Annotated in this window: 25 protein-coding genes; 4 read left to right on the forward strand and 21 right to left on the reverse strand. The window is 55.5% G+C overall.

The window, feature by feature from the left end; genetic code table 11:
- Positions 1-302 precede the first annotated feature (302 nt).
- The 17 genes from CHB87_RS08060 to CHB87_RS08140 form a co-directional block, all read right to left on the reverse strand.
- Positions 303-992 (reverse strand): VirB8/TrbF family protein, encoded by a 690-nt coding sequence (locus tag CHB87_RS08060; RefSeq protein WP_089407891.1) that lies wholly within the window; start codon positions 990-992, stop codon positions 303-305.
- An 11-nt stretch (positions 993-1,003) separates the two neighbouring features.
- Positions 1,004-1,855 carry a type IV secretion system protein gene (locus CHB87_RS08065; RefSeq protein ID WP_089407892.1) on the reverse strand — a complete coding sequence of 284 codons (852 nt, stop codon included), beginning with the start codon at positions 1,853-1,855 and terminating at the stop codon, positions 1,004-1,006.
- Between the two features lie 30 nt (positions 1,856-1,885).
- Entirely contained in the window at positions 1,886-2,686 is an 801-nt protein-coding gene (locus CHB87_RS08070; RefSeq protein WP_089407893.1) for a hypothetical protein, read from the reverse strand.
- 26 nt (positions 2,687-2,712) lie between these two features.
- Positions 2,713-3,006, reverse strand: coding sequence for a hypothetical protein (locus CHB87_RS08075; RefSeq protein WP_089407894.1), 294 nt, complete (start codon positions 3,004-3,006; stop codon positions 2,713-2,715).
- Positions 3,007-3,014: 8 nt separating this feature from the next.
- The gene (locus CHB87_RS08080; RefSeq protein WP_176441658.1) at positions 3,015-4,223 is read right to left on the reverse strand and encodes a TraB/TrbI/VirB10 family type IV secretion system protein; all 1,209 of its coding nucleotides are present in this window, start codon (positions 4,221-4,223) and stop codon (positions 3,015-3,017) included.
- A 76-nt stretch (positions 4,224-4,299) separates the two neighbouring features.
- A complete protein-coding gene (locus CHB87_RS08085; RefSeq protein ID WP_089407896.1) occupies positions 4,300-5,076 on the reverse strand; it encodes a TrbG/VirB9 family P-type conjugative transfer protein in 777 nt (258 codons plus the stop codon).
- A complete protein-coding gene (locus CHB87_RS08090; protein ID WP_089407897.1) occupies positions 5,073-7,592 on the reverse strand; it encodes a VirB4 family type IV secretion system protein in 2,520 nt (839 codons plus the stop codon). The genes CHB87_RS08085 and CHB87_RS08090 overlap by 4 nt, the downstream gene beginning before the upstream one ends.
- Positions 7,592-7,888 (reverse strand): VirB3 family type IV secretion system protein, encoded by a 297-nt coding sequence (locus CHB87_RS08095; RefSeq protein ID WP_089407898.1) that lies wholly within the window; start codon positions 7,886-7,888, stop codon positions 7,592-7,594. The genes CHB87_RS08090 and CHB87_RS08095 overlap by 1 nt, the downstream gene beginning before the upstream one ends.
- Positions 7,889-7,939: 51 nt before the next feature.
- Positions 7,940-8,266: a TrbC/VirB2 family protein gene (locus CHB87_RS08100; RefSeq protein WP_089407899.1), complete on the reverse strand. Its 327-nt coding sequence runs from the start codon at positions 8,264-8,266 to the stop codon at positions 7,940-7,942.
- Between the two features lie 188 nt (positions 8,267-8,454).
- A complete protein-coding gene (locus tag CHB87_RS08105; protein ID WP_089407900.1) occupies positions 8,455-9,498 on the reverse strand; it encodes a nucleotidyl transferase AbiEii/AbiGii toxin family protein in 1,044 nt (347 codons plus the stop codon).
- Positions 9,491-10,087: a DUF6088 family protein gene (locus tag CHB87_RS08110; RefSeq protein WP_089407901.1), complete on the reverse strand. Its 597-nt coding sequence runs from the start codon at positions 10,085-10,087 to the stop codon at positions 9,491-9,493. The genes CHB87_RS08105 and CHB87_RS08110 overlap by 8 nt, the downstream gene beginning before the upstream one ends.
- 503 nt (positions 10,088-10,590) lie before the next feature.
- The gene (locus tag CHB87_RS08115) at positions 10,591-11,364 is read right to left on the reverse strand and encodes a tyrosine-type recombinase/integrase (RefSeq protein WP_089407902.1); all 774 of its coding nucleotides are present in this window, start codon (positions 11,362-11,364) and stop codon (positions 10,591-10,593) included.
- Positions 11,365-11,371: 7 nt separating this feature from the next.
- The gene (locus CHB87_RS08120) at positions 11,372-11,878 is read right to left on the reverse strand and encodes a hypothetical protein (protein ID WP_089407903.1); all 507 of its coding nucleotides are present in this window, start codon (positions 11,876-11,878) and stop codon (positions 11,372-11,374) included.
- 111 nt (positions 11,879-11,989) lie between these two features.
- Positions 11,990-12,433, reverse strand: a complete 444-nt coding sequence (locus CHB87_RS08125) for a hypothetical protein (protein ID WP_089407904.1) — start codon at positions 12,431-12,433, stop codon at positions 11,990-11,992.
- A 161-nt stretch (positions 12,434-12,594) separates the two neighbouring features.
- On the reverse strand, positions 12,595-13,785 hold the full coding sequence (locus CHB87_RS08130; protein ID WP_089407905.1) for a HEPN domain-containing protein: 1,191 nt from the start codon (positions 13,783-13,785) through the stop codon (positions 12,595-12,597).
- 92 nt (positions 13,786-13,877) lie between these two features.
- On the reverse strand, positions 13,878-14,792 hold the full coding sequence (locus tag CHB87_RS08135; RefSeq protein ID WP_089407906.1) for a nucleotidyl transferase AbiEii/AbiGii toxin family protein: 915 nt from the start codon (positions 14,790-14,792) through the stop codon (positions 13,878-13,880).
- A complete protein-coding gene (locus CHB87_RS08140) occupies positions 14,789-15,388 on the reverse strand; it encodes a type IV toxin-antitoxin system AbiEi family antitoxin domain-containing protein (RefSeq protein ID WP_089407907.1) in 600 nt (199 codons plus the stop codon). The genes CHB87_RS08135 and CHB87_RS08140 overlap by 4 nt, the downstream gene beginning before the upstream one ends.
- Positions 15,389-15,568: 180 nt before the next feature.
- Here CHB87_RS08140 and CHB87_RS08145 point away from each other — a divergent pair, with 180 nt between their 5' ends.
- Positions 15,569-16,426: a type IV toxin-antitoxin system AbiEi family antitoxin domain-containing protein gene (locus tag CHB87_RS08145; RefSeq protein WP_176441659.1), complete on the forward strand. Its 858-nt coding sequence runs from the start codon at positions 15,569-15,571 to the stop codon at positions 16,424-16,426.
- Positions 16,427-16,458: 32 nt separating this feature from the next.
- On the opposite strand, the gene CHB87_RS08150 is transcribed toward CHB87_RS08145, so the two are convergent.
- Positions 16,459-16,833, reverse strand: a complete 375-nt coding sequence (locus CHB87_RS08150; RefSeq protein ID WP_142988272.1) for an antitoxin Xre/MbcA/ParS toxin-binding domain-containing protein — start codon at positions 16,831-16,833, stop codon at positions 16,459-16,461.
- Between the two features lie 782 nt (positions 16,834-17,615).
- On the reverse strand, positions 17,616-20,696 hold the full coding sequence (locus tag CHB87_RS08160) for a sensor histidine kinase (RefSeq protein ID WP_089407911.1): 3,081 nt from the start codon (positions 20,694-20,696) through the stop codon (positions 17,616-17,618).
- Between the two features lie 120 nt (positions 20,697-20,816).
- Here CHB87_RS08160 and CHB87_RS08165 point away from each other — a divergent pair, with 120 nt between their 5' ends.
- Positions 20,817-21,260, forward strand: a complete 444-nt coding sequence (locus tag CHB87_RS08165; RefSeq protein WP_245817882.1) for a cupin domain-containing protein — start codon at positions 20,817-20,819, stop codon at positions 21,258-21,260.
- Between the two features lie 553 nt (positions 21,261-21,813).
- Here CHB87_RS08165 and CHB87_RS08170 read toward each other — a convergent pair.
- On the reverse strand, positions 21,814-22,797 hold the full coding sequence (locus tag CHB87_RS08170) for a zinc-dependent alcohol dehydrogenase family protein (protein WP_089407913.1): 984 nt from the start codon (positions 22,795-22,797) through the stop codon (positions 21,814-21,816).
- Positions 22,798-22,918: 121 nt separating this feature from the next.
- Entirely contained in the window at positions 22,919-23,536 is a 618-nt protein-coding gene (locus CHB87_RS08175; RefSeq protein WP_217897021.1) for a DUF417 family protein, read from the reverse strand.
- Between the two features lie 173 nt (positions 23,537-23,709).
- On the opposite strand from CHB87_RS08175, the gene CHB87_RS08180 reads away from it, so the two are divergent.
- Both CHB87_RS08180 and CHB87_RS08185 read left to right on the forward strand, forming a co-directional pair.
- Positions 23,710-24,339 (forward strand): response regulator, encoded by a 630-nt coding sequence (locus tag CHB87_RS08180; protein ID WP_089407914.1) that lies wholly within the window; start codon positions 23,710-23,712, stop codon positions 24,337-24,339.
- A gap of 135 nt (positions 24,340-24,474) precedes the next feature.
- The gene (locus tag CHB87_RS08185) at positions 24,475-25,302 is read left to right on the forward strand and encodes a hypothetical protein (protein ID WP_142988273.1); all 828 of its coding nucleotides are present in this window, start codon (positions 24,475-24,477) and stop codon (positions 25,300-25,302) included.
- The last annotated feature ends 55 nt before the right edge of the window (positions 25,303-25,357 follow it).

Below are 25,357 nucleotides of genomic sequence, written 5' to 3' on the forward strand. Positions count from 1 at the left end.
GCTGCCGCAGGGCGCCGGATAGGCCCCGAAGCAGTGACCGTGCAAAAGGCGGGATACAAAACGGCAGACACATGCCGGAACTGAGTTCTCATCTGCTCTTTGGCTGCGGAAGTTTGCCCAACTGCAGCGTCATTCGAGCGACCGGGAACTCCCATGAGGGATGACCATTCGCCAACGTCGTTGCATGGCTTCTGGCCTCGGTTCGCCGCGAACACCCTGCACAGGCACAGGTGGGGTGAAGCAGCCGGATTGGCAGCAAGTTTGGACATCGCAGTGCCTCGTGGGATCGGGGAGTCTGTTATCTAGCTGAACGCCTGGTCAACGCGGAAACGGATGATGGTCAACCCGAGAGGATCAACCGTGGTCTTCTCGTTCGATACCTGCGGATTGAAGACGTAGGTGACGGTGGCTGTCCACTTCTCGCGCTTCAAGACGCTCTGGTCGCCGGAGTTGGTGAACACCTTGTCGAACTCGATCCGGGCTGAGTAGGGCGACTGGCGCAAGTCATCGAGGATGACGTTCTTTACCTCGATGTCCACATACGGCAGAGTCGAGTCTTTGACGTAGGTGGCAATGGTGTTGTTCTTCTGCTCCTGCTCAATGACGGCCCGCTGCACGTCGGCATTGAGGAAGTAAAGCGCCTGCGTCTGGTCGCGCTCGATGGTGTAGCGATTGCGACCAAAGTACAGGTTCGCCCAGCGGGTGAGGTAATACTTGTTCTCCGCCTCCTGGGGCCGATAGTCGAAGTTGCGGTAGTCGATCGCTTCGGCGTGTCCAACATCGCTGATGCGGATGATGAACGGCTTGGCCGATGCGAGTGCCTTCTGGCTCTTGAAGACGAGCAAGCCAAGCATCACGCAGAGTCCAGCAAGGCAGAGCATGGCGATCTTGAGGTAGGTGTTCGTCACCAGTGGATCGCCGTACTGTTCGAGGTACCGCTCCGCCGCACGGCTGATGTCGGGAGTGACTTCGGACTTCATAGATTCCTGCATGACGAGTCTCCTTATCCAAGTGCCATAATCGCGGTGGTAATCATGCCCCTGCCGCCGTCATGCCCGCTGCTCGAACCGGAGAAGATGGAAGCGGTGAGAGCCGGAATTTTGAGCAGGACGAAGACATTGACGAGGATGAGCAACAAGAGCAATGGGAAGTTCTTGACCATCGTCGCTGGGTCGGTCGCATTGATGAAGTTGGTGTAATAAGCGGTCAGGATATGGCTGAGGACGCTGAGGCAAGCGGCGGCGACAACCTTATAGAAGCTGAAACTGATGAACGCCTTGAGCCAGCCCCAGAAGAGGAAGTCCAGTTTGTCGAAAACAAGGAACGGGATGAACACTGGGCCGAGGAGTCCAACAACCGTGCTGGCGATAGCGCCATAGCCGACGATGGCGGCAATGAGTGCCGACAGCAGTCCAAGCAATACCTGCGTGATGGCGAAGATGAGCACAAGATACGGCTGCTCGAAGCTCGCCACCATGCCGGGGCCGGCGTTCTGTTGTGCCTGCGATAGGGTGTTCATCATCTGGTCGGTACTATCCGTCCCAATGAGTTGAACAAGGTTCTGAGCGCCGCCGTTGATGTAGCCTTTGATCGAAGATCCCAGTCCCGGAATGGACGAGTCGTAATACTTCACCATGACGTAAGCAAAGGTGATGAGCATGAAGAAGCTCAAGAAACGCGACATGCTAAATCCGGGTCCGCCCTGCGAGGATGCAAGCGCCTCCTGCACTCCGAACCAGACGAGCATGATCGTGGCGAGGGCGATGCACATGCGCAGGCCCATTGCGGTAACGGAGGGTGCGGCTGTCGCCGAGAGCGAGTCGCACCCTTGAGTGATGAAGTTCAGTAGTCCCATACTGCAACCCCCGCGTAGTGGATGAGGCGGTTAGTACCGCATTGCGGACGATGCACCGGAGTAAGCCGGTGCGACGGATGTCTGGAAGTTGTTCTGGTAGCTGGTGGCGTTCTGGAAGCTCGCCTTGAGAGCGTCCTGCTGCTGTTTGCCAGCCATCATCTGCTGCAACGATTGCGTGGTGTTGATGGAGTTGGTCTCCTGCTGAGTGCGAAGCATGAGCAAGAGTGCCTGGTTGATCCGCTGGAGAGTAGCCAACTCGGTTTGCTGCGTTGGGTCAGCCGAGTGGCTGGCCGCCTCCAGTGTGGCGATGTCCGTCGCCCGCTGTTGTGCGTTCGACCGGATGGTACCGAGAGTTTGCAGAGTAGTTGCGTTCACAGAGTCGTTCAGGTCGCTTGTCGCGCCCTGGGCGGCGATCTGCTGCTGCGATTGCGCGGTCAGACTTCCGTATCCGGGTAGCTGCGACCCGGTACGGGGGACATAGGCTTGTGTCGCCAACGACGCGCCGCTGCCGGTGTTGGCGGCATTTGTCCAAGACGAGGTGTTGTTGTAGGTGTTGGCGGAGGTATTGATCGCCGCCTCCCATGTGTACGGCGAGATGAACGGCTGGTAGAGCGTCTGCGGTGCCGTCATCATCTGGCGAGTGAAGTTGTAGGCCTTGATCGCGGTCTGCATCTCCTGCAAGGTATTCGCGCTGATGCCCGTTTCCTGTACGAGCTGCTGGATCGCATGGCCTGACTGTGTTGGGTCAAAGACCACGCCGCCAAACTGCGCGTGCGCAGTGGAGGCGAGGGTCGCCGATAGGAATGCTGCAAGTAAGACAAGTCGTTTCATGGCCGGTCTCCTTATTTCTGGGGTGGTTACTGTTTCGGTTGTGGTTTGGCCGGTGGCTTCTGAGTCGCCTTGTCGGGGTCGTAACTCAGGGCCGAACCGGCCCCGGTGTATGCGGGGGCAATGTTCTTCTGGAAGTTCTTCTCGTACTCCGCCTGGTCCTTTTCGATCTGGCGACAGGCCTTGGCTGTATTCCCACGGTCAAAGCACTCGGTAAGAGCCTTGCAGGTCGTCGCGGAGTCGCCGGGAAGACACTTCTTGTCGGCGCAGCCTGCGAGCATGAGCAGAGCGAGCGCGAGTGAGGCATAGCGAACTGTTCGCATGGAGTCTCCTAGAACGTCTGGGGGATGTTGTGATTGGTGTAGGCCGGGAGGAGCATGTCCTGGGTGAAGTAGATCTTTACCCGATGCCCCTCGCGGATGGTGATGGTCGGTGGTATCTGCATGAACCGGTCAAGGATGGTGGTGGAGGACTGCGAGACGCTGGCCGCCGCGCCGTTCGTAAAGGCCTGGGAGCCGGACGTGGTGATCGTGCCGCCGCCCTGTTCAATCTCCCCCGCGCCGGCAATCACGCCAAGGGCGATGGATGTGCCGAAGATTTGCAGGTAGTGATTGTTCACCTTGTCCTTCAGTCCTTCCTCTCCGATCTGATCGAGGCCGTGGAACTGATCGAGGTCCACGGAGTACCCATCAGGCATGATGAGGCGGTGAAACACGACGGCCATTCGGCGTTGCTGGCCGAAGCCCGCTGAACCGATCTTCTTGGCCTCACCCAGTACAACCGTCCCGTCAGGGATGAGGACGTGCTGGTGATCGTGCGAGTAGAAGGGATTCGAGACGAGCACTTTGACCGGACCGACAGCATCTCCATCAAGCCGATTCATCAACACCGTATCGAGCACCGCGCCCTCGAAGATGACGTAAGGCTGGCCCACGGCGGAGTCCAGATTCACTTCGGGGGCCTTCTTGGGAGCGGCAGTAGCGGCTTGCTCTCCAGCCGCACGGCTCGGTACGAAGCTCGAACCTTCACCGCCAGCTAATGCGGCGGCATACGGGTTCGCAGCGGAGACCGGCATCATCTGAGGCGAGTTCTGTGGTTGAGCTTGTCGTTGTTCCTCTTCCTTACTGCGGCTGTAAGCAAGATTCGAGGCAAAGCGAGAATTAAAGCTTAATTCGCGTTCTTTGCTGGCGAGCTGCTGCTGTTGCTGCTGCTCGGGCGTGAGCTGAGGTTGCCCGTTCTGCGGCTGGCCCTGCGAGGGTGGCATATTGGGTTGGCCGTTAGGGCCATACATCGCTGCCGCCTGTTGTTGTGCCGGTGTCTGACTCGCCGCCATCGCCGCCGCAAGCTGTGCGTCCTGCTGCTGCTTCTGCTTTTCAGCCGCAAGCTGGTTCTGGAGGTCGGCGATGTTGTTGGCGGTGTTGTCCTGCACGAACGGCTGCGGTGGCGTTCCCTTGGCTGGAGTGCCGTTGGGCGTCTTCTTCTTGGAGCTGAATAGACTTGCCGTGATGAGCAGAAGAATGGCACCCAGATAGACGAACATCTTGATGTTCTTGCGTATCACGCCCTTCGGCTCGGAGGCATTCTGCGAGAGCTGCGGTGTCTGATCCGTCATGACATTACCCCTTCCGTGAGAAGTCCATGTGCTTCTTGCCGATCTCGATGTATCCCTTGTCCACGATCTTCGGGATGATGTACGTGCCGTCGCGCAGGTCGTAGTTGATGAGGTCGGGCTTGCCGTCCTTCATCTCGTACACGCTGAACTTCTCGCTGGCCGTCGTCTTGATGTAGGTGAACTTGTCGTCGTGGTAGATCGACTGGACGGCGAAGGGGTCTTCGTTCTTGAACGTGTAGTCGAACTTGAGCTGCAGCGGGTACGCGCTCTTGTACTCGTCTACGGCTTGGGTGACATGGCTCTGCAAGGTAGCGAGCTGCTGTTTGGCCTGGTCTAGCTGCGCGGCGGGAACGTACTGCGCCGGTCCTGCTGACGCGGTGATCGAAGACTGATCTGCGGGCTGGACGATAACCTTGAGATCGGGGTCGCCGCCCTGGGCGGAGATGTCCTGCAAGGTGAAGCTGTAAATGTTGCCCTTGTCGGTAATCAAATTGAGATTCGTGCTGATCCCCGGCTTGGCCGGGTGAACGAAGCAGAAGCTCCCCACCACATCGACGATCCAGAAGTCCTTGTCGCCGGTCGCGGCCTCCATGATCTTTTCGGTCGTGGGCACCACGATCAAGGTCGTGTACTTGACCTTGGCGCGGATGGGCACGATGTCCTGCGAGTGGTACTGCACCGTCCGGGCTTGTTCGGCGGGTGCAGCGGGTGCGGCCTGGGCAAAGGCCATAGTCGAAGACAGGGCCGATGCAAGGGCGAGTGCGAGAAGGGTATTCTTCATGCGACAGCTCCTTTGCGGTTGGGGGTTGCGGTGGACGCTGCGGGTTTCTTCTCCGTGGCGTGTTGTTTGGGCGGAAAGGGTTGGTCTTCGGCCAGACGGCGGACGCCCTCGGCGACGCCGTAGCGGGCAAAGTAATCGCGTTTGAGCTGGTTGTCCTTGGCGTTGTTCGTTGCAATCCAGTAGGAGACCGAATCGACGTTGAGCCGGACTTTCTTGGAGGTCTGGGCTTTGCGGATGAGCATCTGTCCGCGTGTGAGGTCGGAGATGATCTCAAGCTCGGTATCGTTGAGGTGGAACGCTTGGCGGTACACCTCCCGGTTCATCTCCGGGTTGGCAAGGAAAATCTTGGTCGGGCAGCTCTCCGAGACAATCTGGAGCATTCCCGACTCCTCAAGCTCCTTGATGGACTGGGTAGCGAGGATCATCGCGGCGTTGTGCTTGCGCCAGGTCTTCTGAGCGGTGACGACATAGTTCCGTATCGTCTCGTTCTTGATGAAGAGCCAAGCTTCGTCCAGAAGAAACAGCTTGAAGGTGGAAAGCCGTTTCGGATTGGCGATTTCGAGTGAAGCCCGATGCAGGACATAGAAGAGCAGCGGCTCCAACACGTCCGGCGCGTCACCCCAACCGCCGAAGTTGAAGGTCTGGAAACTGGAGAATGTCAGCGTGTCTTCCGCGTTGTCGAAGAGGAAACCGTACTGTCCGTCAGCCGTCCACCGGTGGAGCAGTTCCTTCAACTCGCCGATGATCTCGGCGAAAGTCGAGAGCGTCCGCTGCGCGGGCTCGATGACGTACATATTCTCGATGGCCGCCCAAAGCTTCCGTTCCTCTTTGAAGTCGAGGTGATAACGCTGGCCGGTGCCTTCGATCAAGACACGGAAGAAGGAAAACAGAAATTGCAGGTTTTCCTTGGTGGGCTCAAGAGAGAACGGATTGATGCGAAAGTCCCGTGACTCCTGGCCGACATTCAAATAGCTCCCGCCGAAGATTTCGGTGAGCGATTGAAACGAACCGCCGATGTCAAAGATGTAGGTGAGAGGCTTGTATTTCTGGGCGTTTGTGAGCAGAAAATTACATAGGAAACTTTTGCCTGAGCCGGTCATGCCGAGGATCAACGTATGCGCCACCTCGCCGTTATGCAGGTTGAGGTAATAGGGCGTGGCGTTATCCGTCTCCATCACGGCCAGGTACTCCGTTCCCAGATGCGGGTTGTATTTCTCGCCTTGCAGGATGGTGAAGAAGAAAGAGATGTCGGCGTAGTTACTCAACAGCATGTACATCTTGCGGAGGTTATGCGCGTAGTTGCCGGGGACCACGGCGAAAAGCGCATTGAGCTGGTTGTAGGTCTCTGGAAAGAGCGAACCGTCTGCGTTCGTAAAGACAGTAGCGAAGTCGGCGATCTCGCGGTCGATGACCGCTTTGTCCTTGCCGTACAGAACGATGGTCAGAGACAGATCGCCAAGCGTCTGTCCGTCACTGAGCGCACGCAAGCAGTCGCCAAGAACCTCGATGTCCGCCTGTTTGCCTTCGTCGATCAGCACGTCACGCTGATTGACCTTGCTCTCATCCTTCATCGAAGAGATGAGTCCGGCCTTTGACATATTGGCGTGACGCCGCCGTTTCACAACTTCCTTCTTGGCCGCGTCGGTCGCAAGTGGAGTCCATTCGGTAACGGCGTAGAAATTCGCCTCGATCTTGAGCAGCTTGTCGAGCACCAGCGGGCGCGTCTCTGTGATGGACTCGCGCATCGTCAGCAGGCGAACGAAGTGATCGCCGATACGGAGGTGGTCGCGCTCCGCTTCGATGTCCGAGTTCACCACCTGGAAGTCGAGATACTGCGAGGTCTGCAGCTTGCCGGCGATACGCCACGCATCGAAGTTGAGCAGACGGCGAAGGAAGTGGAACTGGTTGTCGGACGAAAGTATCTCGATATCGACCTGATCTCGGAGCTGCTGCTCAAACGCCTCGACACGCTGCTTGAGCCGAAGATGATCGCGCTGTATCTGAGAGCGGAGCAACACCTTCATGACGTTGCTGGTGAACTGCGCTTTGAGCTCTCGAACCGCGCCCTCTGGATCGCTTGGGAGTCGTCCCAACGCGGCCATGATGCCGGTCTTGGACCTTGCTCCCTCAAGCACCACCGCGTAGTAAATCTCTATCTCGTAGAGATGGTCGCGCTTCGACTCGAAGAATTCACGGCGCTGGTCGATGGCCGCGTCGATCAGCGGGTCGCCATAGCGAGCGAATGGCATTTCTGGCCGATTGGTCTTGAAGAGATACTGATAGACATGAAATCCCGGCCCGAAAGATTTGAGGGCCGCTTCCAACCGTTTGACCGCGAACTCCTGTCCGGCCTGGTCGAGGCTCTCGAAGTCCACTCCGCAGACCTTGAGGATGATGCCAAGGTCGCCGCTCTTGGTGAGGAAGGTTGTCTCATCCCAGAAGCCGTAGAGGTTGATGTTCGCGTTCAGCGAACCGGCCTCAGTCCACGGCTTGATGATCTTGGCGAGTCGTAGCATCAGCGTATCTCCACGTTCGGGACTTGTTGCTTGGCAGCGTCGTAGCGCAACTTGAAGCGTTCGGACTTGCCCATGATCTTGAGAAATGCTGGGTCTGTAGTCGTGATCCAGCGACCGAAGATGTAGCCGCCGATGAAGACTGCGGCTCCGGTGAGGAGCGAGTTGAACAGGTTGAAAGCTCCGACCGCGCCAACGCAAACGAAGTAGAAAACCGTGCGCTCAACTCCGAGATACGTGAGGGGCTTATGCAGAGCCTTGTAGACCCGATTTCGGCGTCTTGGTGTGAGTTCTGTCATAAAGCCCCTCGCGGGTGAATGGAGCGTGAGTGGAATGACGAGACCAAGGGGCTATGAACCCCAAAGCCAAGTCAGGATGTTGGTAGCCATCACCGCGATTCCGGTGCCAGCCGCAACTCCGGCGAGAGTCTTCTTCGCGCCGGGTTCTCCGTGGGCGAACGCATACCCGCCCAACACAATCGCAATCAGGCTGCTCACTTTCGCGATCGTTCCTGTGAAGAGAGTCTGAATGGATGTGAGACCTGTATCAAAAGGCGAACTCCCGCTTTGCGCGTGAGCTGCCAGTGGAAACAGGAGAAGGGTGAGCAGTAAAAGGCCCGAGAAAGAAGGCCGAAGTTCCGGCCTCTTAACTCGGGCTATACGATGAAGCATCTTCATGTTTGCACCTCCATCCGACTTGAATCGTGTCGGGTATGGCGCAAACCTACGGCTCGCTACGGCTTCAAGTCCAATGACTTTCCGGTTCGCACTTATGCGTGTGAAGCATAAGTGCCTTGGACGCGTAAGGAGTCAAAGGAACTTTTCGGTACTTGTCGGTCTTCGCAGAGAAGGGAGCGAGCGAATTTCTATGAGCCGGGATCTTGCACTGGCAACAGACGTAATTGGCCTTGTATTCGAGCGCACTTGGTCATCATCTCCTCGAATGAATCGGCTTCATCGAGAAACAGACGCTCCTCAATCATGCGCTGATAGTCTGCGCGGAGCGCGTCGTAGGCGGTTCCGGTTGGCACCAACTTGAGTCCGTCGCGAACTGCTTGGAGGTAGTCGATACGATTGCCAGACGCATCCTTCTCGGCAAAGAAGGAGTTCTTGTGGACTGCAACGGCCTCCGCTACTTTCCGTGCCTTAAGCACATCCGGCAGGTATCCCTCTTGATCGAGGCGAGTCAGGTCATGGAAGTGTCGAGAAAAGCGCTGGCTGAGTCCGGCCTCACCCTGTAAGCAGTAGACGTGAGCGGCGGTGGCTTTCTCCCAGAAGATACGTTCGATCTCCATGACACGCGGTTTGGCGGTTGGGAAGGAAACATCCTGGATGAAGTCCTGCATATCGCACTGTACCGGTCGGACACTGCTGGGCTCGCCGGTGGATCTTGCTCCGAATTCCAGCATCACGCTTGGCAGTGCATACCGGGAAGGCGCGATGAGAGGTTCGTAGTCGATAAAGATACAGCTTTCAGTGACGCGGCTCTTTACGCCAGACAGGCCCGCCATCGCTGCTTCCACAATCGGATGCGCGTGGTCCCGTAACCATGCGGGCAGAAGTTCCTTGCGGATTTCATCCGACCATTTCTTCTCTTGGCTTCTCGTCGGCGGGATGGCGTCAAGTCCTTGCGGAGCGTTCGCCACCAGTTCGGGTGCGAGCGCCCGAATGTCATAGGTGAGGTCTATGTCTTCTGAGAACCGGCGAATGGCTTTGTACGCCTTGGACAGAGCGGTTCCACCTTTAAACACCAGATGGTTTCCGAGCGGGGACTCAAAGAACGTCGAAAGAGCCCAAACGACCCAGACATCTTTTTCGAGGAGTGGGCCTGAGCGACCGGAGGTAGAGATAGCGGTACGCAAAACCGCTAGCCTGTCTTTCGCGCTTAGTTGGAGAAAATTCTCAGGCATAGGAAGCACTTCGGCTCAACGCGGTCGCCAGCCATCCGGGGAACAAGGAGATATGCTGATTGACCTTCTTGAGGTCGCCCTTTGGAACCTTCCTCTCAATCTCTTTTAGCACCTCATCCACTCTCTCCGGTCCGGCCCATGCCAGCGCACGGACGATCTCGCCAGCGGGTTCCTTGGCGAACGTGAGTTGCCAGGAGGGGGCGTGCTGGAGTTCAATGACCTGTTTTCCGAGCGTGAGCTTTCGGGTTCTGCCGGAGGTCAGATAGACAGCGCGAACGGGAACTTGGGTCGTCAGGCCCAGCGCATTCGCTGATGTCGCGGGGGAAGGAACAATCGTCTCGCCCCGTTGTGCGGACAACTCTTCAATCAGCCTCTCCGCCAGAGGGGCACTGCTCCCGAAACGAGTGACAACCGGCGAGACATACACTCCTCGACCAGCTCTGAGCAGCCGTCCTCGGCGAGCGAGCCGGGAGAGAGATTGGTCAATAGCGGGTCGCGTTCCAAGATGCAGCAGCATCTTGGCGCTGACCGGCGCACCCTCCGGGAGGGCTGTCACTCGCTGCAATATCGACTCCACCAATCGCTCCACGTTCCACCCCTGTCAGAAGTATTATATTGACTTCTGACACTTTTGAACATGGGATTTCACTCCCGTCATTGGGAGTCGATTGGGAGTGCGAATCTGCGATGCAAACGGTTGAAACGAATTCCTTTACGCCACGTGCCCACACGGTATTCCGCTTGGCGAAACCCCAACAGTCGATCCGACTGTTGGTCACAAAATCTGACAAACCCAACGGTCGAGATTCACTCCCGATGCACTCCCGATAGCCTGTCCGATGCGTACTTTTCCGTACTTTTGAGTCGCCATTAGTACCGTAGAGTCAACAACATGCGCGTTATTCAGGTCACTCATAACCCAAAGGTCGTAGGTTCAAATCCTACCCCCGCAACCACTTAGCGAAACTTCCAACCCGGAATAACCCGGTGTAAGAGCAGTAACATTTGCTCCGCCGGGTTTTCGCACGTTTGGACGCTCACCTTCATGGGTTATGCGCTCCTCAAAATCCTGTTAACGACTGCGGCGTTTGCCTAGCGCTTTGCTTCCATCAGCGCGTTGCCGTACACGTTCATCGTGGTCGAGATTTGGGCGTGCCGCATAAGCTTCTGCTGCACTCCCATCGGTGCTCCTGTTTCGTCCAGCCAGGACCGGTAGGTATGCCGGAAGGTGTGCCAACCGATGCTGCCGTACTTGGCGGCCGCATCCCACCGCTCATCGTGCAGCGGTAGGCGCTTCCCGTTCGGAACGGGAAAATCGGTCTTGCACCACTCACCTGCGACGGCCCCACAGTTCGGGCAATCCACGAGACAGCAACCAGCGGGACGGATGTAGTCCTGCCCGATTGGCGACGCGTGGAAATGCCGCCCCGTCATGGGGCTGACGAAAAGCAGGTCCGACTCTATGACTCCGGCTCCCTCGTCTCCCAACTTGGCGAGCGCGTCCCTCTCGGCTTCACGAATGAAGTCGAGCAAGATGGCAGCGAGATCCGGGTCAAGGGGCAGTTCGTCCTCCGAGTATTCCGTCTTGACCAGCTTCAGCCGACCATGAACGACTGCTCGAACGATCTGCATACTGAGCTTCTGGAAGTGGATGTCCGGCTTTTCGAGAGCCAGGACTTCCTCAACGCGGAGACCCGAGCATTGCGCGAGTAGTGCCATCATGCGGTACGGTTGCGGAATCAGGGGAAGGATTAAAAAGAACTGCTCGACGGTGAGGATCACTGGTCGTTTCCGGCGTTTGCTGATGCCCTTGATTTCGACAAACTCCATCGGATTCCGTTGCCACTCGACCATCTCCCACAGCATGGCTTTCTCATACAGGCGATGTATGACTGTCGAATCCGTAGCTGTTCGCCGTTGCGAGTTCCTGCTTCTCCATTAGAAAATCGTCGCCGGTGATGATAAAGACTTCAAACTCTGGATGGATGTGCTTTGCCCCTGATTTCCGGACGAATGCTTCTTTTTCCTTCGCGTGCTTGATCAAATCCTTGTTCTTCCAGTGGGGCACAACAAGGTGCCATCGTCTAATCTTCACTGCCCCCAAGATCTCCAAGAGTTCTTGCTCGTTGTTCAAAAGTTTGCCGATATCTGCGGTGATCTTGCCCTTCTGCTTTTTGAGCAGTTCAGCAGGTGTCACGTAGTCCTGCGCGGAATAGCACTGGTATGCGTTTCCGTCACTTGCAACGCCCTCAAGGCCGCAGTCACCGTGAGTCTCGTCGGCAATTTCCTGATATCCGCCCTGCTTGTAGCGCAGTTTGAGGACCTTCTGGATATGGTCTTCCCACTCCGTCGTTCCCCAAGGTGTGAAGTCTCCAGGCATAGAGGCAATGCTCCGTTAAATTGCACCAGATGTCTAGCATAAACGGCTGGACGAGCGTCGTGCCGGTAGATCCCCGAGGAGACCACCGGTCTAAAGAATGCCAGCCACGATCTAGCGCCTCATGCGGGCCAGTACCAACAAGTTGATCTCGTTCTTTTTTGCCGCTTGTTTAGGGGAGAGCTTCTGCTTGCGCATGATGTCGAAATAGAACTTCTTCTCCCACTCACTAATCCAGCAGCGGTCAAAGGCGTGCTCAATTGCCTCAGCATTCAAAGACTTGGATTGGTCTTTCCTGATTCTCTTGACCGCTTGGAATATCTTGTCGGACGGGAGCCCAATGAACTTCTTTACACAACAGTTTCCAACCGTTGTCTGTTCACGATTTCGCCGGTTGACCAGCACGCAGAGTTCGATAATCGGAAAGTGTCCACAGAGGCATGTCTCTGGAACCTCAGCTTCGTAGACCTCAAGCAGGGACCATTCCAATTTGGCTTCGTCCCAAGTCTTCGCTGCAGAGCGATTGATTATCTCGTTCGTAAGTTGGAATTGCGGCAATCAGCCTCCGATTCTCAGGGACAGTTTACGCGCGACATTGAGGAATCAAGTCAAGTTCTTCATTGTCGGCCGGGCTATCCAGCGGCTATCCCTGACTCTGTTTCATTGCCGGGGCGTATTCTACCCTTGGATCAGGACAGAGATACCTTCTCAGGCGTCGTTTAGCTTTTCTTAACCGGAGTCCGGACGATCATCATCGCATCGAACGATTCCTCGTCTTTTTCGATGGTAGTACCCGGATCAGGCCGTACTTTGGGGGCCTGCCGTGACCTCGCCATGATCTCCTGGAATCGTGACTCGAGCCTCTGCAATGTAGGCACATCCGTGATCGCGAAGTAGTGAAAACTGCAGGGCAAGATGAACCGCACAAGCGCGTCGATTTTCTGGCCGCGATCTTGAGCTCCCAATAGATACATCAGGGCAAGCTGCTCGCCATCCTTCTGACGAGTTCCGCAATAGCGATATTGCCGGTCGGCGCTGTCCTGGTAGTACCGACCTTCTTGAAGACCGATATCAAAAGCGCCCCTGACTCGGTCCAAATGAATTTGCTGCGCGACAAAACTGCAGCAGTGCCGTGCGAGACGAAATGCCTGCGCAGCATCTTTCTGCGTTCTCTTAAGCGAAGAGTAACGAGCATTCATCGAGTCGAGGAGGGCATGGAGTTCGTTTGCCGGCTTTCGCAGAAAGACATACTTATTCTGCCGTCCTGCCAAGGCATCAATCAGATGGTTCAGGTTGTGGCGATATTTACCTTTCCCGAGTTGTTCGGGAGGCAGGCCGACGTGCAGCAAGGCGATCTTCAGGTACTTTTCAGCGGCTTCATGGGAATGAACGATGGCTCCCTGAACGTCGCCAGAAGAATGAAGTAAAGGACCCACGTTCCTAAGGTCAAACCATGCTCGACGGCTAAGATCGCGCTGCATGGGCGAAAGCAGTGAAGGCATCATTTCCAGATTGTGGAGGGAAGAGAAATCCTGGCTGCTTTCGAGCGCAACTCTTGAAAGATACTTCCATTCCTCAAACGACGCCGGTTTGCCGTTATCTTCCAGTTCCTTGAGAAACGTGTCGAGTCCGCGTCTCTCAGACACACCGTTATGGATGATCTCGAGAACTTGGATGCGTCCGCGAAAGAAGATGGGATCGCGGGAGAGAACGCCGTCCCAAGCAGCCTCCTCCCCATAGCGCTGAATGAACCAAGCCGTAATCTTGCCAAGATACGCAAGGCTTTCCTCATCACGCTCCTCCTTGCCGATCAGAGCGTGATAGATGTCCAACGGACGCAGGATCAGTGGAGTTTCCGCCATCTCAGCGTCTAGTTGTTCGATCTTTGCGTAGAGAAGCGCGTCATCCATCGGCGTCAATTGATTTCATCCATCGGCATCCTGTAAGGGGCTCGATCTAGCAACGGCCAGTTCCCAATACGGGATGGTTCAGTAGGACTTTACTAAGTTTTCCATGGCCCACCGGGACCCCATAGAAGCGACGTTGCGGACTGCTCGTTCAGCACGGGAAGAATGAAATTCTCGATGGTTGCGGTGACATCTCTTAGACCGATTGGCTCGATATAGAGCTTGTTCTTCGTTACGAAGGCGTTCCATTGCTTTTGCTTCGTCTCATCGTCGTAGAACTCGGGAGTGAGGGCGATTGGGAGAAGCTCAAGCGGAAGCGTAGTTTTTCGACGTTCGAATGTTCGCCGTATGGCTTCGGAAAGGGAGGCACCAGTAAACGAGAACATCTGAGAGATTGTTCTCAAGTCGTGGAAGTCTTTCATGCGAGTGTTCGCCATTCCCAGCTTAACCAACGCTTCAAATTTCTCCGCCACAACGGTTTCTCGCGGATACGCAAGAAGGAGTGGGGCGGGAAACTCAAGAAGTGTCGGGAAGGATGTCTCCACGGGAGCGGGCGTGATGGCGTCTCCGAAGCCGATATCGATTTGTACCGGCAATCTGGCGTTCTCAAGGTATCCGAGAAACGTGGCTCGAATCCCTTCATAGTCCTGGTCCTCTTTTATCCGTTCCACTTTGACAGTTCCTGGATCGAATTGGAGACCATCGTCCTCAACAGCCAGCGTGCAGATTTCTTCAAAGATTGCTTGGAACCGCTCTGGACTGTTGTTGCCAGTCGAGAGAAAGTCTGCATCTCGAGTGGGCCGGTGAGTTTGTTCAGTCCAAAGCTCGAATAACAGAGCCCCTTTCAGCACAAAGGAGTCTTTATGGTTGGATTTGCTAATTCGATATAAAACGCGTTCGAGGGCATACTTGGTCAGAAGAAGATTGAAGTCTTCCCTCTGGGTCCTTGCCCGATTCAGAAGGCGTTGCTTTACCGATGCGGCGACATTCGTGGGGCTAGCGTTACTCAGACGAGCGCCTCCATGTAGGGCCGAATCACGTTCAGAACCCTACAGATCTTTGCAGCTTCCCATAGATCATCCATAGAAGCCTTTCTTTCTTTATATGCGGCGCGAAGTGCTTGGATCGCAGTCTCCATGCCGATTTTGGAGCGAAATTTGAAGCAATCCGCGACTGTTTTTGCCGGGGTATACACCCGCAGAATCCCGCCATCCACGGAGTGCGTTTCGATGCCGTATTCAAACGCAGATTTGGAGAAATGGACGATTCGGATCGGAGGAAAATCGATTCTAGGGGTCCATGCGCCACGTTCGATGGCGAGCCACGTCTCAAATGGGTTTTCAGTGGTGAGCTCGTGATAACGAAGAGCCGACGAGAGGCAGAGAACTCCTGAAGGGATTCGTTTGGCGACTTCCAGGATCGTTTCGTACTCCGAAATCGAGACATTTTTCGCACGGTACAGCCCGCGGCCAACCCTCTCGATCCGTCCGGCCTGGGCGAGATTCCAGAGATGGGAACGGTCGAGGTCATGTTCTCGTAGGTCTTTGGAGCGTACGAGTTTTCGCTCCTGCACGATGGCCCCGACGGATTCGACCTTCTTGCTCACGGTTACATCCTATCAAAACCTTTACACTTGTCAACATCTGTCGAGGTTTTGATAGGTTCTGCCGCGCTGGATTCAGGATTACATCCGTCCTTGTGAAGGTATATATACCTTCACAAGGACGGTATATTTCCCAAAACTGGCTTCAGTGCTATGTATATATACCTAGCACTGAAGCCAAGAATGCGCCTCAAGACCCAACTCGCGATCAAAGCCGACATCGAATCGCTACCGCCTCGCGCGTGGAGCCGCAAGGACCTTCAGAAATACCTGGCTGAAAAGCGAGAAGCTTGGAACGCTCCCCAATACTTCAGTACTGGATTGTTTATCGACTTTCTCGTAGAGAATGAACTTGCTCGAACATCCGAGATTCGGTCAAAGGAATACGGCTCAAAATCCAGGTATGTAACGGGCGAACTCACCATCCTCCCTTTCGCCTGTTCCTTTTTCCCACGTTCATACGTTTCGCATGCCACAGCTCTCCACGTTCACGGTTTCTTGCCGATTGGAACAATCTACGTCAACCATGAGCAGAGTCCCAAAAAGACCACGTCACGACTCAGCCAAGGGCGCATCGATCAAGCATTTCAGAATCAACCCCGCCGTTCGGCCTTCGAATTCAGGACGGAGCGCCACACTGTCATTTTCTTGAACGGCAAGAACACCCGTGACGCAGGCGTGATCGAAACCACAGGACCCTCAGGAGAGCTTCTACGCTGCTCATCCTTGGAGAGAACCTTGATCGACTGTGTCGTACGCCCGCAGTATGTTGGAGGAATAGAAGCCTTGGCAACAATCCTTCCTAACGCGATTGATCGGGTCTCAACAGAGGAGATCGTGAGGCTGCTGGCTCAAACGAAATACGCCTGCCCATACCATCAATCGCTCGGATTTCTCCTTGAAAGGGCCGGGGTGGCTGGGGTTCATCTCGAACCTCTTCGCAGACTGCCGCGGCGCTTCAAGTTCTACCTGGATTACGGGATGAAGATTCCACTGTACGACCCCGACTGGCAGGTTTACTACCCCGCCACCATGAAATAAGCACATGGTGAAAGGACTCCGCGACGCTCTCGTTATACGGGCTGTCGCGCGTTGATCGCTTCAACGAGGCCTTCCAGGGGCTTTAGGTCACCCTTCTCGATGAACTCGACGGGGGCTTGATTTTCGAGATGCTTGTTTGGAGCGTTCAAAAAGATGCGTGCGCGTTTCTTGTTCCCGGCATGAAGTTCCACGATTGCCACCCAGATGCGGTAAACGCGGCGAAGTTCCGGCTGCAGGCTGCTGGCGTCGGGGTGCTTGCGAACACTCGGAGCCTTCTTGCCGATAGCCATAGCAATCGTTGAGACCGGCAGTTGGATATCGCTCGCAATATGCGAGGCATCGAGTCGACCGGACTGTGGATTGAAAAGGGCAGGATCGGCGCTCACAAAGGCAGGGGTACTCGACATTCAGATCACCTCTGCGCACCATGATAAGTTCTCGTTCAGGTCTCGAAAAGGTATCGTCAAAGTGATTCTCACCGGGTTGGAAATCCAAAGGTCGTTGGGTTTTCAACCCGGTTTCAACCCGACGTAAAAACTCCCTTCTCCTACTTTCAAGGACTTACGGCTACTTAAGGCTCCCGATCGGGCCATGTAACTCGTTGAAACTACGTTTCTACTGCCACTCATAACCCAAAGGTCGTAGGTTCAAATCCTCCCCCGCAACCGATCAAATCAGCAACTTACAAAAGTCTATAACTATCAGTCAGTAGACTCCCAAAAACTCCCAATAGTAAGATGCTGAGTTCAGGTGCTCGCTCTAAAAGGCTTGAGCGCCATCTCTACCACCTTCCCATTCGCTTCCCGCTTCGATGAAGACATTGCATATCCATAAACGTTCATTGGCTTCTGGATAAGAAGCGTGCGGAACGCGTGCCAGCCGACGGTCCCCGTACTTGCCGGAGTCTCCATGCGCGTCTCGCGCAGAAGCATGCGAACGCCGTTTCCGGTTTTCCGATCCTGGTTACACCAGGCGCCAGGCGCCGCCTCGAAACTCGGACATGCAACCGCACAGCAACCCAAGGGGGAGGATGGTCGCTGCAAACTGATCAGTCGCGGCGATTTTGGTCATAAGATCGCGTAGCAGTCTAGTCGTTCCTGCAGGTATGGCTAACAGGTCAGATAACAGAGCGAGAACTGTGAAGAGGCGTGATGCCTTGCACGCTCGTCATGTGACCGTCTTCGTATTTTCATTTGATGAATCTGGCAATGAGGATAACCTCCGTACCACTTCCGACTTTGCTGACGACCGAAAGCGAAGCACCCAACTGCTGTGCTCGTTCCCGCATACCGTCTAAGCCATAGTGACCGGAGGCGCGGCCCGAGGCGCCGTGGACATCGAAGCCAATGCCGTTGTCCTTGACGGTAAGTTTTAACGCCTTGGCGTAGATAAGCTGAACCTCAAGGGCGCGTCCCTGAGAATGGGCACAAGCATTGCGGATAGCCTCGTATCCAATGCGAAAGACTTCTTCCATGATGGAAGACGAGAGCTCGACCGGCACCCCAATGCAGTCAAATTCGACCTCCATTCGACCGTCTTTCGAACATTCCTCCGCGGCAGCACGAAGTCTTTCCGCCAGATCCCCTGCATGAGAGCCAGTACGCAGAGCAGTGAGCGCAGCGCGGCCTTCTATGACCGCTCGCGACAGCCATTCGTGAATCTTTGCCACCACGTTGTGTAGCTGAGTAAGATCATCGCTTCCATGTAGCGCTTCTTCCGCCACGAGTTTGGTCCCTTGAATCGTCTGCAGAAGCGTGTCATGTAAGTCACGCGCAACACGAGTGCGCTCTTCGAGCCGCGTCGTGTACTGAAGCTGAAGTCGCTTCCGCAGTTGCGTCACTCGAAGCCGGTAGAAACCATACAGGAGCATCGCCGCTGAGAGAAAAGATAGAGCCATGAACCAGCGAGTCTGGAACCACGCTGGGGCGATCGTGAAGATGATGCTAGAGCCGATTTCGTTCCATAGCCCCGAGTTGTTGCAGGCCAGTACGGTGAATCGGTACCTTCCCGGCTTCAGATCGTTGTAGAAGGCTTGGCGACGAGTCCCAGCGAGCTGCCAGTCTTTGTCGTGACCCTCTAATTTGTATCGAAAGAGTACGCGCTGGGGATTGGACAGACTCGTGGCCGTATAGTCAATTTGCAACTGTCGCGTCAGGGGCGGGATAGAAATATTTTGTCGCGCTCCTAAACTGGTTCCATCGGCAAAAAGTTCTTCGATACGAATGAGCGGCGGGAGAACATTCCTTGCGAGGTTTGCAGGATCTATCATCTGCAACTGATTTCCGTCAGCAAACCACAGTTTTCCATCTTCAGTCATTGCCGCCGCACGAGTAAGAAAGCCTTCTGTGAAACGCGCTCCATCGAGCGTATCTAACAGTAGCGGCCTTACGATGGCTTTTGGATTTTGCCTCCAACGCATCCAGTCTCGATGCAAGATTTCCATCGTGCCGCATTCAGACGTAAGCCATAAATTTGCCGAATGGTCGAAGACAAAGGACCGGAAATTTTCACATGGCAGCCCGTTCCCCAACCCGAGCGTTTGTTCCTTCCCATCCTTGTAAAGAACGACGCCGCCTGCTGTCGTTCCCATCACAGCGTCATCATCGGTTATGGCTATCTGCAACAGCGCCTTCGGCAGCCCACGATGCGGAAACGGGATGCGTTCGATCGATTCGCCCCAAATGCGAGCAAGGTTGCCATTGATATCGCCGATCCAGAGATTTCCTTTATGATCGAAGGCCATATCGTAAACACTCGGCAGTCTTGTTTTGACCATGAACCGGGTTGCTACGTCGTCATGAACCTTCCAAATCTCGCGGCTTGGGCCAAAGGCTACCCACATGTCGCCTTGGGCGTCCTCTGCATAGCTTTCAACGGTCGAATCGGTCGGACTGCCGGCCGGCGCGGCAATCTGGTGCATCGTGCCGTGGTCATAGCGAAAAAGCCTATTTCCTCTGCCTATCCAGATCCCGCCCGCGTTGTCCTGCGTGGCGACACCGATCGGATCTCCGGGTCCGATGCGAGCTTCGTGCTCAATCGAAATTGTGGCGCCACTACGGAGGACATCCAGCCCGTTTCCATTGACGACCCAGAGCGCACCATCCTTGGCAAAGAACAAGGACTGGACAGCATCGATGGTGAGCCCCTCCTTCTTGCCGAACGTCTTTATCGGAAGGTCGCGCAGACGATCGATTCCCTGGCTTGTTACAACCCACATATTTCCTTCGCGGTCTTCAAAGAGATCGTCGACCACCCCACCCGATAAACCATCGCTTTCCCGATACCGATCGACGACATCGCGATAGATACGGTAGATACCGTTTGGTGTTCCAAGCCACAGTGCGCCATGCCTGTCAAACAAGATTTTCTGAATCTCGATCTTCGTTGTGTCGAAACCCCTCACCGGATATGGCTTCGCCGCGCCGTCCACGATCTCTTCAAGACCCAGTTCAGCACCGACGCCTGCAAGACCGACCAGCAGTCTTCCGTCTGGAGCGGTGGCCACGGCTCTGACACCTTCAATATCCGCCAGATGCTCGAACAGCTTAGGCGTGTAAACCGTATGGGATATGGGACTCCATCTCACATAACTTCCCCCAGCACCCACCCAGAGATTTCCGTTGTGATCAGCAGCCATTGCTCCGCCGAACGGAAAGGGGAACGTCTTTGAAGGTCCAGCGCAATCAAGAGTGAGACCTGCTACCTTACAGAGTCCGCCTCCCACCACCAGGTTTTGGCGCGCTGCCCAGATAGTCCCGGAATCATCCTGAACGATGGCGACAATCAACGCTACTTCACTGGAGTAATTGAACAAGACTCCGTTTTGAAGATGAGACAGACTCGCGCCTGCGCCGATCCACAAGCTTCCATCTTTTGCAGTGAATAGCGAATGGATGCCTCCGTGCGGCAGCTTGACGTCGCCAACTCCTTCCCAACGAATAAAACGTACGCCGTCGAAGCGCAGCAAACCTGCGGCTGTTCCGACCCACAGATATCCGTCGGGGGTTTGTGCGATCACATTCGGCGCACCCTCAAACATCCCGTCCGACAAGCGCCATGCCGTGTGACCATACTGAGTGATCCGGCTGCTTGGGTCTACGGCCCATGCAGGACATACCCCCAGTTTGCAGAGACAAACCAGTAGGAAGAAACGTAGCCACGGCCTGACCATCATCGCTCCGATCACTACCCGCCAAGCAGTCCAGAATGCTTGCATACTGTTGTTGTACATCCGCTGAGCTGCGAAACAGCTATAGAAATCGATAGCCATCCCACTATCTTTTCTTATGTTGGCGTTGGCATGTAAAACCGCTAATGTTCATCAATGCAAAACGAAACGAGCAAAGCACCGACCAACTTGCGTACTCGGTTCCTCCTAGCTGGAACCGTGATGGAGCAACACCTTTCCGGGACCGAAACAGATTCTCAGTTCTCACTTTTCGAGAACCGCGCGCCGGGCTCATCTCGAACGCCTATCCACGAGCACGCCCACGACGATGAAACTTTCTTCATGATCGAGGGAGCGATGACAGCTCTCGTCGATGGAGAGAGATTTACCCTTCGTCCGGGCGAATCGATCTTTCTGCCACGACGTATTCCCCATCAACTCTTGAATGAGACCGCGGAACCTGCTCGCTATTTACTGTTGTGTACCCCCAGCGGGTTCGAAGGGTTTCTGGCGGCTGGGGGTTCAGTCCTGCCCCCTGGTACTGAACCCAGGCCGGTATCCCGTGAGGACATCGAACGCATGAGAAGCGCGGCTCCCGACTTCGGCATCACGATATTGCAGGACTGGCCACTCGATACCACCCAGTCCGCGATCGGTCCCGAGTGAAGCCCTTGACCCTGGGTCCTTTCGTTCTTGGGTTATGCGTCCTCGCGTTCTCGCTCCTCGCCTTATTCGCGGGTCGGCGGGGCCTCCGTCGTCATTCCATAAAGATGAACAACGATTTGTATGGTTCTTCGAAGACACGAACTCTTCCCGATCAACAGCGTTGCGAGAAGCTGCTTGATGGCATCGAGGGGTGTAAGGCGATCGCCGATAAAGCGCTTTCATCGCCTGTCAGGGTTGAAGATCTTCAACGAGCTCTCGGCGAAATTTCCGATCTTCTGGCGCAGACGATTGGGGATTGGGGTCCGCCTGGACCGTGAGCCGTGTCATGACTTACATGTCTAATCTCGCAAGTTAGAAGGTGGCGTAGCAGAACTACATCAAGCTACCTATGTGAGCCTTGTACTGCAGATCAAGCCTCCAGGCGGCATTCTCGACACATTCGATCTACGCAATTACGCTCGCCCTTCCTTCGTTACTATCCCACGAATAAAGTGAAGCCCAAGTCAACGAGGCGCCTTGAAGAGGGCGCCTCGTTGACTGAATAACGCCGTTCTCAAGCGTTTATACGCACCACGGTTTTGCCGAGACTTCCGCGTGCGACCGCACTGTGAGCGGCATCGATCTCCGAATCTTCGAAGACCCTTTCGGCAAGTAGAGGGCGAACCTTGCCGGATTCAACCATTTGAGTCACGCGGCTGAGGATCTCACCGTGGTGGGTCCGGCCTTCCCCGGTGAGCAGCGGAAGTAGAGTGAACACGCCGGAGTACGATGCGCCCCGGAAAGAGAGCGGAGCCAAGGAGTGGCTTCCCCAACCGAGACAGCTGAGCGCATGCCCCGTGTATTTCTTCACCAGCTTGAAGGACGCGTCCAGCGCGCTGCCGCCAACAGTATCGTAGACGATCTCCCAACCCCCACCATCGGGCGAAAGCGAGATGTACTCATCGGGTGTGAGGGTAAGATAGTCGATTGGGATTGCCCCGTATCTCTTTACGACATAGGACTTCTCAGGCGATACCGTGGCATGTACCTCCGCGCCGAACGCTAATGCGATTTGCACCGCAAGGTGTCCTACGCCTCCTGCGCCTCCGTGAATGAGTACGCTCTGGCCGGCGCTAACCTGTGCTCGATCGACGAGCCCTTCCCAAGCGGTAATGGCTGCGAGCGGCAGAGCCGCAGCCTCGGCCATCGTAAGGTTGGAGGGTTTACGGGCAAGGAGCGCCGCGTCAGCCGCTTGAAACTGAGCAAGCGAACCTTGCAAGCCGGCAACGCCCCCGGTCATCCCGTAGACGTCATCCCCGACCTGGAAATGCTTCACACCTTCACCCACCAACTCGATCGTACCCGCCACATCGATTCCCATCACGGCGGGAAAGGGGTGCCTCGCATGAGCCGCATTCCCAGCGCGAATCTTTGTGTCGAGCGGGTTTACTCCGCTGGCCTCGACCCGGATCAACACCTGGTCGGCTCCGACTGTTGGCAATGGTCGCTCGACAGCTTCAAACTGGCTACCTGCTTCGTTCACTACCCAAACTTTCATGCTTCCCCCCTCCCGGAATTCTTCAATGAGCGAGATTGCGCGCTCTTCGCTGGTCCGATGGCGCGCCGTATCCGACGCCGAATCATGGCTTCTGCACGCGGTGCGTTCGTGACGCATTCGGCTATAAGGCGTTTACGTTTCTTCGTCCGAGATACATACGAGCGGAATCCGCCATGGTGACGAATGCTGCACCGAACATGATAGAGTCCTTCAGAATGAGGCGACCTACGCCGGACAGGAAAGGAAAGCCCTGAGCACCGTCGCCCATAAAGTGGACCCAGGCCTCGGGTGTCGTTACAAGAAACGACAGTGTCACGCAGCTCATGCCGATGAGCAACGCGCTACCGAAAGCCGCCACTTGCGGCAGGGGCTTGTGCAGAGCAATCATAAAGCCGAGCACGACGATCGCAAGACCTAATGCCTGCGACACGGGATAGGTGCGATTCCCTTCATGCCATTCTTGGTGCGACGGAACGACCTCACCCTCTTTATTCATGTATTGACGATATGCTGGGGCACGGTCTTGATAAAGAAAGTTCATCGCTGGGCTGTTTGCGACCAGAGGAACAATGCTTTCCGCTTCATATTTCGCGAACTTCAGGCCACCGATCCACACCAGCACCAGCACCAGCCCGCAGCGGAGAATTGTTACCGAAACCCGATTCATACTCGCCATCGTTTCAAGCAGCCTTTGAGCAATAGATTTCCGGCCAGACGTCTCAATCATCAGGTTGTTCACGTTAGTCCCTCCACACGTGACAATAGTCGGGTGGAAGGATATCCGCGCCCCCCATCGCCACAGACTCGAACCCGGAGTTTTAGATAGGTAGTCAGCGACCGGGAAAAGCGCATAGGATTTGTCTATCACGTGAACGATCGGGCGATTGTTGGCGGAATCGAAAGGATGCTGCGATGCAACACTCTCAACCAATCCGGATACTCAGCATTGAAGATCATCCTGTCTTTCGCGAAGGATTGACTGCGATCATCGGATCGCAAACGGATATGGCCCTGATCGGTCACGCAGCGAACGCGAAAACGGGTCTCTCTGAATTCAGGGACAAGCGCCCGGACGTCACCCTGCTCGATCTGCGGCTGCCAGACTCCGACGGGCTGAGCCTTCTCGCAACCATGCGTGATTTGATCCGAAACGCGCGAGTCGTGATTCTGACGACTTCCGAGAGCGATGCCGACATTCTTCGGGCTCTCAAAGCAGGAGCCGCCGCTTACATCCTGAAGAGCATGTCGCGGGATGAAATCCTGGGAACGATTCGCGATGTTCACCTTCGAGGTAAGAGCATATCTCCGTCTATCGCAGCAAGACTTGCCGACCAGGTTGGCGAGGAGCAACTGACAACACGCGAGCTCGAGGTGCTCCGCCTCATCCGTGATGGGCATCGCAACAAACAGATTGCGGATGCGCTTTGCATTGCTGAAACAACAGTCAACTTCCATGTCAAAAACCTTGTCGATAAGCTCAATGCCAATGACCGCACACACGCGGTCACTCTGGCAGTGCGCCGCGGTCTGCTTTCCATCTAAACCTCGTCAAGTTGCAAAACTATTGAAATCTCCAGCAAAGATTCTGTTGGTTTAGGGTGCGTATATCGTGGAAGTCTCTCATAGTCTGACGGTATGAACCGTTGGGTTCAAGGAGGGATCCCAGTAATGCGCCCCATGTCTAAGTTTCAAAAGCAGCTTCCATCCTTCGCAAAAGAAACCGGTTCTTCCGGCCTGCCTGGCCGAGGTGGCGGCTACACGAGTTCAACCTTTTTCACCGGTACAGGCGATGCCGTCAACGAGACAAGTCAATCGCGCGGCTTGCAACTTCATGTCTTAGGACGTGTGCTTGCCATGATGCTCTTCCTGTGGCCCATCGGGCTCGCGGCGCAATCCTCGCGGAGGTCCAACTCTGTTGTAGTGGTGCCCAGTTCCTGGCTGCCGGAAGACGCACAGTCGCCCAGCGAATCTATGTTCTTGCACCCAAATAACGATGGAACAACTTATCTCTATCTGGAACAACATAGCAAGAATCATCTTGTCGTCCTGGACGTGACTCATCCGATTCATATTTCACAGGTGTCGGTCGTCCAGTTTGAAGGAGCCGCATTTGATTTTGTTAGAGCGCTTGGATCGTCATCCGCTCTGATCTGCTTCCGAGACAACAGCGGTTCCGGGGTCGTGCAATTCCGCCAGCCAAAGCAACCTCTGCTGATTGCGGCTCCAGAACTCAAGCAGGCCTCGCGCACGGAAGATATCGGCGCCTTCGGTCTTCTTGTTACCAACAGCCCACGAACAACAAATGACGTGCCCGAACACGACATCCAGATAGTTGATCTGTCGCCCAACAAACCGACCGTCCTGGCCACGGCTCATCGTGTGCATCAGCAGATTGAAGACTCATCGACGGGCGCTCACTTCCTGCTTGGTGCGGACGGTCTGACCGTAGTCAGACAACCGGATGTGGAATCACAAAACGAGATTGCACAGAAGTCGACAAACTGATTAGTGGCCCCGTTTCACTTGTCGCATCAGAAGAACGATATGAGCGCCGCCCGAA

Origin of the sequence: Granulicella rosea (genome assembly GCF_900188085.1) — a bacterium.
GTDB lineage: Bacteria > Acidobacteriota > Terriglobia > Terriglobales > Acidobacteriaceae > Edaphobacter > Edaphobacter rosea.